The 10,837-nt window shown below is 41.8% G+C and carries 10 protein-coding genes; 6 read left to right on the top strand and 4 right to left on the bottom strand.

Annotated elements, in window-relative coordinates; genetic code table 11:
* The first annotated feature begins 72 nt into the window (after positions 1-72).
* Entirely contained in the window at positions 73-837 is a 765-nt protein-coding gene (locus Q0192_RS04080; RefSeq protein WP_299286458.1) for a TerC family protein, read from the top strand.
* A gap of 315 nt (positions 838-1,152) precedes the next feature.
* Here Q0192_RS04080 and Q0192_RS04075 read toward each other — a convergent pair whose 3' ends face one another.
* Positions 1,153-2,337, bottom strand: coding sequence for a class I SAM-dependent rRNA methyltransferase (locus Q0192_RS04075; protein WP_299286455.1), 1,185 nt, complete (start codon positions 2,335-2,337; stop codon positions 1,153-1,155).
* 416 nt (positions 2,338-2,753) lie between these two features.
* Here Q0192_RS04075 and Q0192_RS04070 point away from each other — a divergent pair, with 416 nt between their 5' ends.
* The 4 genes from Q0192_RS04070 (at position 2,754) to Q0192_RS04055 (ending at position 5,429) form a co-directional block, all read left to right on the top strand.
* Positions 2,754-3,122 (top strand): SdpI family protein, encoded by a 369-nt coding sequence (locus Q0192_RS04070; RefSeq protein WP_299286453.1) that lies wholly within the window; start codon positions 2,754-2,756, stop codon positions 3,120-3,122.
* Complete coding sequence (locus Q0192_RS04065) at positions 3,119-3,595, top strand: nucleoside deaminase (RefSeq protein WP_299286450.1); 477 nt, start codon at positions 3,119-3,121, stop codon at positions 3,593-3,595. Before Q0192_RS04070 ends, Q0192_RS04065 begins: the two co-directional genes overlap by 4 nt.
* Before the next feature lie 151 nt (positions 3,596-3,746).
* The gene (locus Q0192_RS04060; RefSeq protein ID WP_299286447.1) at positions 3,747-4,358 is read left to right on the top strand and encodes a superoxide dismutase; all 612 of its coding nucleotides are present in this window, start codon (positions 3,747-3,749) and stop codon (positions 4,356-4,358) included.
* Positions 4,359-4,433: 75 nt separating this feature from the next.
* A complete protein-coding gene (locus Q0192_RS04055) occupies positions 4,434-5,429 on the top strand; it encodes a zinc-binding dehydrogenase (protein WP_299286444.1) in 996 nt (331 codons plus the stop codon).
* Positions 5,430-5,579: 150 nt separating this feature from the next.
* On the opposite strand, the gene glmS is transcribed toward Q0192_RS04055, so the two are convergent.
* The 3 genes from glmS to Q0192_RS04040 all read right to left on the bottom strand — a co-directional run bounded on the left by glmS (position 5,580) and on the right by Q0192_RS04040 (position 9,904).
* Positions 5,580-7,415: a glutamine--fructose-6-phosphate transaminase (isomerizing) gene (glmS, locus tag Q0192_RS04050; RefSeq protein WP_299286442.1), complete on the bottom strand. Its 1,836-nt coding sequence runs from the start codon at positions 7,413-7,415 to the stop codon at positions 5,580-5,582.
* 219 nt (positions 7,416-7,634) lie between these two features.
* Positions 7,635-9,065 (bottom strand): DUF4270 domain-containing protein, encoded by a 1,431-nt coding sequence (locus Q0192_RS04045; RefSeq protein WP_299286439.1) that lies wholly within the window; start codon positions 9,063-9,065, stop codon positions 7,635-7,637.
* A 14-nt stretch (positions 9,066-9,079) separates the two neighbouring features.
* Entirely contained in the window at positions 9,080-9,904 is an 825-nt protein-coding gene (locus Q0192_RS04040; protein ID WP_299286436.1) for a glycogen/starch synthase, read from the bottom strand.
* Between the two features lie 176 nt (positions 9,905-10,080).
* On the opposite strand from Q0192_RS04040, the gene panC reads away from it, so the two are divergent.
* Positions 10,081-10,837: pantoate--beta-alanine ligase (panC, locus tag Q0192_RS04035; RefSeq protein ID WP_299286433.1), on the top strand; the 757-nt coding region annotated here is incomplete at its 3' end.

Here is a 10,837-nt window from a genome sequence, read left to right as displayed (position 1 = left end):
GGTATAGTTGCCGCAAAATAATAACAAATTTCTTTGTTGATTTTATGCCGATAAAAGAAGCATTTTTGCAATATGGAATTTTTGACCCAACCCGAAGCCTGGATATCGCTGATTACGCTAACCATTTTAGAAATTGTTTTAGGGATTGACAACATCATTTTTATTTCCATCCTTTCGGGGAAACTGCCTGCCCAACAGCAAAGCAAAGGCCGCAGGCTGGGTTTGTTTTTGGCAATGTTTACACGGATTTTGCTGCTGCTTTCGCTCACCTGGATCATGAGTTTGACTAAGCCGCTGTTTAACCTTTCCGGCGTTTTTGGGATTACCGATCCGGATTGGGTAGAAAAATTGGCCATTTCCGGGCATGATTTAATTTTGATTTGCGGCGGATTGTTCCTAATCTACAAAAGCACAAGCGAAATCCACGAGAAATTTGAAGGCGACGATGACGACGAGGCCAACGTAAAACCGAAATCTTTTTGGTCAACCATTGTACAGATTGTGCTGCTGGATATTGTTTTTTCGCTGGATTCTGTCATCACCGCCGTTGGTATTGCCAGCCATTTGGAGGTGATGATTGCGGCCGTGGTGATTTCCGTTGGCATTATGATGTGGGCGTCCAACAGTGTGGCCAATTTTGTAAACTCGCACCCAACCGTAAAAATGCTGGCTTTATCTTTTTTATTGCTGATCGGTTTTTCCCTTTTGGCCGAAGGTTTTGATCAGCACATCCCGAAAGGCTACCTGTATTTTGCTATGGGTTTTTCAATTTTGGTGGAGATGCTGAATTTAAAGCTGCGTTCAAAATCGAAGAAGAAACAAAAAATTACTGCATAAAAGAAGTATTTGGAGTTTTGTTCATCGTGGTCTTGCCAAAAGATATTTATCAAATTTATTTCTCATTATGCGTTCTTTTGCTTGATCAAAAGAACCAAAAATCAAGAATGCCGGATCGCCTCCGGGCGGCATTCAACCCTGCCCGCCTGGGTTTATACCTTTCTCGTTGCCATCGTTCTGGCTTGCTATTTTTACAAGTACCGGCATTTCGGACGTGGAGGGAAATCTTTATGGAAAACAAATGCTTCTTTTATCAACATAAAATTAAGCTGTTTTGGAAGGATTTTCCCAACAGTCAAAATAACAAACGGATAGCTAACTCACCCGGCAAAGCAAACCTTTTAAATATTCCCCTTCCGGGAAAGAAGAACGGATGGGATGGTCTTCTGGCTGCACCAACTGACCGATAAACTGTACTTCTTTACCAGCATCCAGCGCAGCCCAGGCCAAAATTTGTTTAAAAGTAGGCATATCCATAGCACCGGAACAGGAATACGTGGCCAGCAAACCGCCTTTGTTCAGCAGCAGCATCGCCAGCCGGTTTAAATCTTTGTAAGCACGCGAAGCACGGTCTAAAGCCGAACGCGAAGGCGCATATTTTGGCGGATCGAGGATGATCAAATCAAATTTTTCCTCTTCCTCCCGAAACTTGCGCAACTGTTTGTTCACATCCGATTGGATGGCAATGCTTCTTTTAGCATCAAAATTATTGAGTTTGATATTTTTCTGCAAGGTTTCAATTGCCAAAGCAGAACTGTCCACGCTGATAACTAAATCTGCGTCTTGCTGCAAACAATTTAAACTAAAACCGCCCGAATAGCTAAAGCAATCCAGCACTTTTTTGCCGGAAGCATGAGCGGCAACCAAACGTCGGTTATCGCGCTGGTCGCAGTAAAAACCAGATTTTTGTCCTTCGGCAATACTTACTTCGTAGCGGATGCCGTTTTCCTTCACTTCCACAAAGTCTGGCGGGTTTTCTCCGTAAAGCAAACCAAAAGAAGCTTCCAAACCTTCGTGCGAACGGGAAGTTGCATCACTTCGGTCAAAAATACTTTTAGGTTGAAGCAGTTTTTGCAGTTCATCAATCCAAATTTCCTTTACTTTTTCCATACCGGAAGTAAGAATTTGGACGGAAAGATGATCGGCGTATTTATCCACAATCAACCCAGGCAAAAAATCAGCTTCGCTAAAAATTAACCGACAAGTGTTAGTTTGCTCGGTTAAAACTTTTTTGCGGTTATTTACAGCAGTTTGGATTCTTGTGCGCCACCAATTTTCATCGATAAAAACAGCATCGTTCCATTCCAGCAAACGCACCGCCACGCGCGACTGGTTGTTGTAAAAACCATAAGCCAAGAAATCGCCTTTGCCGTCGAGCAACTTTACAATTTCGCCGTTTTCAGGTTTACCTTTTACGGTTTCAATCGCACCGGAAAAAACCCAGGGATGGCGTTGCAATACGGCTTTTTCTTTGCCTTTTTTTAGAAATACTTCGTTCATTAAAGGCAAAGGTAGGGAAAGTGCATAGAGTTGAAAATTGTTATCATTACAATCAATTACTAATAAATTTTACTTTTGATAAATACAAACCATTACCTGGCCGGAATTTGAAAAAGTAGAACTTCGTGTTGAAACGATATTACAAGTATTAGCATTTCCGGAAGCACGAAAACCTGCGTGTAAATTATAGGTTGATTCTGGAGAGTTCGGATTAAAATAGACAAGCGCACAAATCACAAAACATTATCAACCTAAGATTTGGTTGGAAGGCAAATTATTGGAGTGATTAATATTCCTTCAAAACAAATGGAAAATTTATATCAGCGTTTTTAGTAATTGGTTTTGCAGATGAAAATGGCTATATATTACCGGAACAATTGAACGCGTAGGCCAAATGGTATTAAATTATTTTAGATATGATATTAAGCAAATTAATAATAGGACCCCAATTAATCGGTTTGATTATGCTTCTGGTTGGACTTTTACAAAAATATTTTCCGCCTAAAAAAATCAATCACTTTTACGGTTACAAAACGCCGTCATCCATGAAAAATCAGGAAACATGGGATGAAGCTAATTATTATTCAGCAAAACTGATGATTAAAATTGGGAGCATAGTTTTAGTTGCAGGAATTTTAATTGTATTTATTATTAGTGGAAAGTATTCAAGCATTATTACTATATGTTTATTAATGCTATCGGGCATTAGCATTCCGGTTGTAGTAATTGTAATGACGGAAAATTATTTGCATAAAAAATTTAACCAGAATAAAAGTAACGAATGAGATATTATAGTTTTACCGATGATCCGGTTATTTCGCCGGATGATTTTTACATGCAATTAGCCTTGCAGGAAGCCAAAGCGGCTTTAAAAGAAGACGAAATCCCGATCGGCGCCATTGTGGTTTGCGAAGGACAAGTCATCGGCCGCGGCCATAATCTAACCGAACGTTTAAACGACGTTTCTGCACATGCAGAAATGCAGGCATTAACAGCAGCAGCAAACGCAATGGGCGGAAAGTACTTGCAAAATTGTACTTTATATGTTACGATGGAGCCTTGTGTAATGTGTGCCGGCGCAACCTACTGGTTCCAGATTGGTAAAATTGTTTTTGGCGCTTATGATCCGCAACGTGGTTTTGGCCGCATCAACCAAAAAATCACACACCCAAAAACTGTGGTTACCGGCGGCATCTTGGAAAATGAATGCTCGGAACTGGTGCGGTCGTTTTTCAGGCAAAAACGCATTAAAAATTAAGCAGCAACAGAACAAATCCGCGCCTTGCCGCTTTGTATTTCAGGCTGTCAATCTCACCTCAAATTCATTTTATTGCCAGTAAAAACAGTACCGGCAAAAAAATTATTTAGGTTTGTATCAATCAGATTCTTTCACCTTTAAATTAACCAATATGGCATTTGTATTACCGGCGTTACCTTACGCCACCGACGCATTAGAACCGCACATTGACAAAGCTACGATGGAAATCCACCACGGCAAGCATCACCAGGCGTACGTTACCAACTTGAACAAAGCTTTGGAAGGTAAACCGGAAGCGAATAGTTCGATTGAAGATATCATCAAAAATGTTTCCAAATTTCCGCCTGCGGTGCGCAACAATGGCGGCGGCCATTACAACCACACCATGTTTTGGACTTTGCTTTCGCCAAACGGCGGCGGAGAGCCAAGCGGTGATCTGGCAACTGCCATCAGTTCTTCTTTCGGTTCTTTTGCCGATTTCAAAACCAAATTTGCCGAGGCCGGTGCAACCCGTTTTGGTTCTGGCTGGGCTTGGTTAACCGTTGGTGCCGATAAAAAACTGCAAGTGAGTTCAACCCCGAACCAAGACAACCCTTTGATGGACATTGCCGAAGTAAAAGGCACGCCGATTTTAGGAATGGATGTTTGGGAACATGCTTACTACCTGAAATATCAAAACAGAAGGCCGGATTACATAGCCGCTTTTTGGAACGTGGTAAACTGGAACCACGTGAACGAGCTGTATAAAAAAGCGATGGCTTAATACTTCTTTTATCACCTAAAAATCAGTGAAACCGGCTTGGATAAACATCCGGGCCGGTTTTTTATTTTATCAATCATGAAAGCAATTGTTTTAGAAGCCGCCGATCAGCCGCTAATTTGGAAAGATGTTGAAAAGCCAACGTTACAAGCTGGCGAAGTGTTGGTGCAAATTAAAGCCGCAGCCTTAAACCGGCGCGACTGGTGGATTACCAAAGGCCAATATGCCGGCATTAAATATCCTTCAATTTTGGGTTCTGATGGATCCGGGATTGTTGCCGAAGTTGGGCCGGATGCAGATCAAAGCTGGATTGGCAAAGAAGTGATCATCAACCCGGGAAACAATTGGGGCAATCATCCCGAATTTCAGCAAAAAGAATTTAAAATTTTGGGTTTGCCGGATGACGGTACTTTTGCAGAATATGTTAAAATCGGTGCCGAATATTTGTATCCGAAACCGGCACATTTAACTTGGGAACAAGCTGCCGCCATTCCGCTGGCTGGTTTAACGGCTTACCGTGCTTTGTTTACCAAAGGAAAAGCCAAGCAAGGCGATAAAGTGCTGATTGTTGGCGTTGGCGCCGGCACCGGTTCTTTTGCCTTGCAGTTTGCCGTTGCTGCCGGCTGCCAAGTTTTTGTAACTTCCGGTTCGGGAGAAAAAATTGATGCGGCCAAAAAATTAGGCGCTGCGGCCGGTGTCAATTACAAAGCGCAGGATTGGGCCGACCAGTTAAAGCATTTGGCCGGTGGTTTTGATGTGGTTATTGATAGTGCTTTGGGCGAAGGTTTTGCCAAGTTGCTTGATTTGTGCAATCCCGGAGCAAGAATAGTTTTCTTTGGAGGGACAGCAGGAAATTTACCACCATTAGACGGGCGTAAAATCTTTTGGAAGCAATTAAACATTTTAGGCACTACAATGGGCACGCAGGAAGATTTTAAAGCGATGCTCGAACTCATTAACCAACACCAGATTGTGCCGGTTGTGGATGAAGTTTTTTCGATGGCACAAGCAGAAAAAGCGGTACGTAAAATGGACAATTCTGCCCAATTCGGCAAGATTGTGCTAAGGGCATAATGCTTCTTTTATCGCATAAAAATCAGTAAGAAATTTACGGATACAATTTTTAGGCTGTCATTTTAAGCCAATGCTTCTTTTACCGCCTAAAAATTAGCAAGCAGTTTATTTAGGACGGTAACTGAAGACTGAAAGCTAATGGCTGACTGCTTACTCCACCGTTACCGATTTGGCTAAATTTCGCGGCTGGTCAACATTGCAGCCACGCATCAACGCAATGTGATAAGCCAGGAGTTGGAGCGGAATCGTAGCCACTAAAGGTAAAAATGCTTCGTCGGTTTGCGGGATTTCGATCACGTAATCGGCCATTTTTTTCACTTCGGTATCGCCTTCAGAAACAATGGCAATCAGTTTTCCGCCACGCGCTTTTACTTCCTGGATGTTGCTGATCACTTTTTCATAAGAAGAATGTTTGGTGGCGATAAAAATCACGGGCATGGCTTCATCAATCAAAGCAATCGGGCCGTGTTTCATTTCTCCCGCAGGATAACCTTCGGCATGTATATAAGAAATTTCTTTCAGTTTTAATGCGCCTTCCAATGCAACCGGAAAAGCGATACCGCGACCAAGGAACAAACAATTTGCTGAGTCTTTAAACTTACGCGCAATGATTTCAATTTGCGCATTATGAGCCAATACTTGCTCAACCAAATCCGGGATTTGGTCTAATTCTGTTAACAGTGTAATTAGTTTGCTTTGATTTAGCGTTCCCCTGATTTGTGCTATGTAAAACGCAATCAGTGTAAGTACTGTAACCTGTGCCGTAAAAGCTTTGGTGGAAGCAACACCAATTTCCGGGCCAGCATGGGTATAAACCCCGGCATCAGTAAGCCTCGGAATGGAAGCACCGGCTACGTTGCATACCCCAAAAATAGTAGCGCCTTTTTCTTTTACCAGTTCTAAGGCAGCCATTGTATCTGCCGTTTCACCGGATTGGGATATAGCGATTACTAAATCTTTTTCGGAGACGATTGGATTGCGATATCTAAATTCTGATGCATACTCTACCTCAACTGGTACACGTGCATATTCTTCAATTAAATATTCACCTACCAAACCTGCATGCCAGGAAGTTCCACAGGCCACAATAATGATACGGTCAATATTTTTTAATTTTTCGGCATAAGATTTTAAACCCCCAAGTTGCACCAATCCTTGTTGGGGATGCATCCGGCCACGCATACAATCTTTTATAGAACGTGGCTGTTCATAAATCTCCTTTAGCATAAAATGATCGAAGCCGCCTTTTTCGAGCATCTCGAGTTTTAGTTCAAGCTCGTGGACATAAGGTTGTTGAACAACGTTGTCCAAACTTTTAATCACCAAACTATTACGGCTTATATCCGCAATTTCACTATCATTTAAATAAATTACGTTGCGTGTATATTCTACAATTGGTGTAGCGTCTGAAGCAATAAAATATTCGTTTTTGCCAACCCCAATTACCATCGGGCTACCTTTTCGTGCAGCAATTAAACGGTCTGGTTCATCATTGCTCATTAAAACGATAGCATAAGCACCATTCACTTGCGTCAAAGCAATGCGTACAACCTCTTGCAGATCAAGCTGGGTTTCATCCTGGATGTTTTCGATTAGGTGGATCAAAACTTCCGTGTCGGTATCACTTTTAAACTCGTGACCTTTTTCGATCAATGCTTCTTTTATCGTTGCATAATTCTCGATGATGCCGTTATGAATGATGGTTAATTCCCGGTTGCCGGATGAGTGCGGGTGCGAGTTGCGGTCGCTTGGCGCGCCATGCGTGGCCCAACGCGTGTGGCCCATTCCGGCCGTGCCTTTCATCGGAATGTCTTTTACAAAATTTTCCAGGTCGCTTACCTTGCCGGCTTTTTTATAAACCTTAATTTCCTGGTCCAGCAAGGCAACACCGGCACTGTCATAACCGCGGTATTCCAAGCGGTGCAACCCTTTTATTATAATCGGGTAGGCATCCCGAAAGCCAATATATCCTACAATTCCACACATAACAGGCAGCAGTTTTACAAAACAGGATCAAATATAAAAGCTATTCAGTGTTTTTATATTTGATCCTGCTGAAAAATTTATCGAATGTTCTATGCTTCTTTTATGGCATAAAAATCATTGAGTTTCTTTCTTTTCTAATAAGTAAAACGAAACACCAATTTTTTAGTGGTAAAAGAAGCATGGTAACTTTTACGGGTTTAAGCCCTAAAAAGTTTATGGTTACTTCACCAAAGCCGGTGTGTAAATGATGTTCAATTTCATTTTGTAGGCAGACGTTTTATCGCCTCCGGCCACCAGCCTTCCGGCACTATAGGCAGAACCGGTACTATATTCAACAGATGTAGTGTTGTAATAATCTGCAGGTGCCAAAAAGGTTCCGTAATCAATTGTTTTACCGGAAAGTAAATCCTGGATGTAGCCGGTAATCACAAAATGGTATTCATTTTTTATTGAATTATAAAATCCGCCAAAACCATAAGGAAGCAAGCTTATAAAACGTGTGTCGTTACTATTGGCATCAGGTATTAAAGTACGTTGTTTGGCCACATTGTAGCGGTACATAGTAAGCCTTGGCGCAGGTAAAAAAGGATAAATTTGTGTGCCTGCAACTGGTGTGATGATCAGTTCGGCACGGTTTAAAGCAGCGTTGCCAAGTAGTTTTTTAACGTTGGTGGCCAATGAAGGAAAAGCTATTTTGGCACGCAAACCGGCCAAACCTTGCAAGTAAACCGTTTTTGATGATGTTGTATTGCTTAAGGCAGCCTGAATTGCTGTGCCGGTATAATCATGTTTAATTTGGGCGGCATAATTTCCTGAGGCCGGGAAAGAAGCCATTACCGTATCAATAGTGCCGGTGCTACTTGTGTTTTTGTAATAAACATTTAAAGCACAGGAATCTGTTAATAAATAAAAATTACCGCCCGGGCCTCCGGTTGTTTGTGCTTTGTCGAATGTTAAATACAAGCCTTTAAAATATCTTTTAAAAGCTTCTGTCCCGATCAATTTGGAAGAATCTGTCAACAAAATATTGTTCTTAACAAAAGCCGTATTAACAGGGATCCTGATTTGCGGTTGTAGTTTTTTAATGGTGTCTTTTGCGCCTGTAACTATTTGCAATACTTTAACGCTGTCGTTGGGGCGGGCATGAAAACTGCCTGTGCCAATTAAAGTAGGGTTGTAGGCCCAGGCTTTGGTGTTGTAGTAAGCTTGGTTTAAGGGCTGCTCGTTCAACTGGTAAACATTCAGTTTATAATTGGTTGCCGTAGTATCACCATAAAAATTTCTACCATAGCGCAATACCAAAACGGCAGAATCTACGGTAACTGTTCCGGTTGGCCTGGTAAAAGCTGTACTAGCAGGCGTCCCCAAAGAAAGTGCGGCGTTTGCTTCTGTAACACCAAATATTGGGTCTTTATAATAAGCCAAAGGAAAAACCGAAACAGAAGCACCGGCTTGACTGCCAGTTAAGTTGGTGGTAACAATGCTGTCGTCTCTTAACGTAGTGGTGTTAATGGAAACGGTATCCAGCAAAGTGCCATTAATCACTTCGGAAGGGTCAACAGCCAGGCCAACGGTATCGGGCTTTTTGCAACTGCTTAAAATAAAAAGGCTTATCAACAGCGTTAATAAGCCTAATTTAGAAAATTTCATATTCGGGTTAAATCTTATGCAACATGTACCAATTCATCATTGGTGATTTCTTCGTAAAAGTTGTAAAAATTTTCCGGATCAAGGGTTAAATCATAGTCCAACACCGGTTTACCGCTCTTTTTAACATTATTTAACAGTTCTGGGCTAAGTTCATTGCTGCCCATAACCAAGCCATCGGCATATTGCAAAGCACCATTATCCAGGGCTACACTGTTGCCTTCTTTGTAAGCTTCAACCTGTTTTTCGGTCATGCCGTTCATCACCGCTTTCTGGGCAAAACCGGCACTTAGGTTTTCGCTGAAATTATGGTCGTAAAAAGAGTATATTACTTTGGAGTTTTTGAAGGTCGGGTCGTCTTTGTAACTGGTTTTCACATAAGCCGGAACCAAAGAAGTCAACCAGCCATGGCAATGGATGATATCCGGAGCCCAGCCTAATTTTTTTACGGTTTCCAAAGCACCTTTGCAAAAGAAGATCATGCGTTCGTCGTTATCGGCATAAAACTTTTCTTCTTTGTCGCGGAAAACATATTTGCGCTGAAAATATTCTTCGTTGTCGAGAAAGTAAACCTGCATGCGTGCGGCAGGGATAGATGCTACTTTGATAATCAGCGGGTTGTCGTTGTCATCAATAATAATGTTCATGCCCGATAGGCGGATCACTTCGTGTAAACGGTTCCTTCGTTCATTAATATTTCCAAACCTCGGCATCAGTATCCTGATTTCAAACCCTTTTTCCTGCATGGCCTGCGGAAGCTGACGGGTGATTTCGGAAATTTTAGAAAGTTCAAGAAAGGGCGACATTTCTTGTGTAATAAACAAAAGTTTCGATTTACTCATCTTTTATTGTTGTTAATTATGTGTAAAGAAATTTACAATTAAGGCTACAAAGGTAGTGATTATCTTATGATTTATCAATCAATCGTACAAGCGGATAGCAGCTTATTTTAACCAAATGCGCAATTTTGAACCGGAAACAGTTTACTTTTTTAAAAATTATAGGAACTTTTACAGCTTTGAAAATCCTGAAAACCATTGCTGCTCTGCAAGAATACCTGCAACAGCAAAACAAAAAGCCGATTGCTTTGGTGCCAACGATGGGCGCTTTGCATGATGGGCATTTATCATTGATTGCCTTGGCCAAAGCCCAAACGCAATTGGTTGTATGCAGCATTTTTGTAAACCCGACCCAGTTTACCAATGCAACCGATTTGGAAAAATATCCGCGGCCGATAGAAACCGACATCAAAAAATTGCAACAAGCCGGATGCGACGTTTTGTTTATGCCCGAAACAACAGAAATGTACCCGCAAAAAGAGCATTGGCATTTGGATATCGGCGAAATCGAACACCGTTTGGAAGGCAAATTCCGGCCTGGCCATTATCAGGGCGTGATGCAGATTGTTTATAAGCTTTTTGTGGCCGTAAAACCTGACGTAGCTTTTTTCGGACAAAAGGATTTTCAACAGTTCCGGGTGATCGAAAAGATGGCGGAACTGAAAAAACTGCCGGTAAAACTGGTGATGTGCCCGATTATCCGCGAAGCAGATGGGCTGGCGATGAGTTCGCGCAACATTCATTTAACTGCGGAAGACCGGCAGCATGCCTTAGTTTTGTCGCGCGCTTTAAACCACATCAAAAAAGTACCGGTAAAAGAAGCATCGGCACAATCAGCCTTAAAAGAAGCTGTGGAAATGATAAAAGCCGAACCCGGCGTAGAACTGGAATACCTGGAAATAGTAAATGCCGATGATTTATCTTCAGATTTAAATG

It is taken from the genome of uncultured Mucilaginibacter sp., assembly GCF_937859865.1.
GTDB lineage: Bacteria > Bacteroidota > Bacteroidia > Sphingobacteriales > Sphingobacteriaceae > Mucilaginibacter_A.
This window is presented reverse-complemented; position numbering and strand designations above follow the sequence as displayed.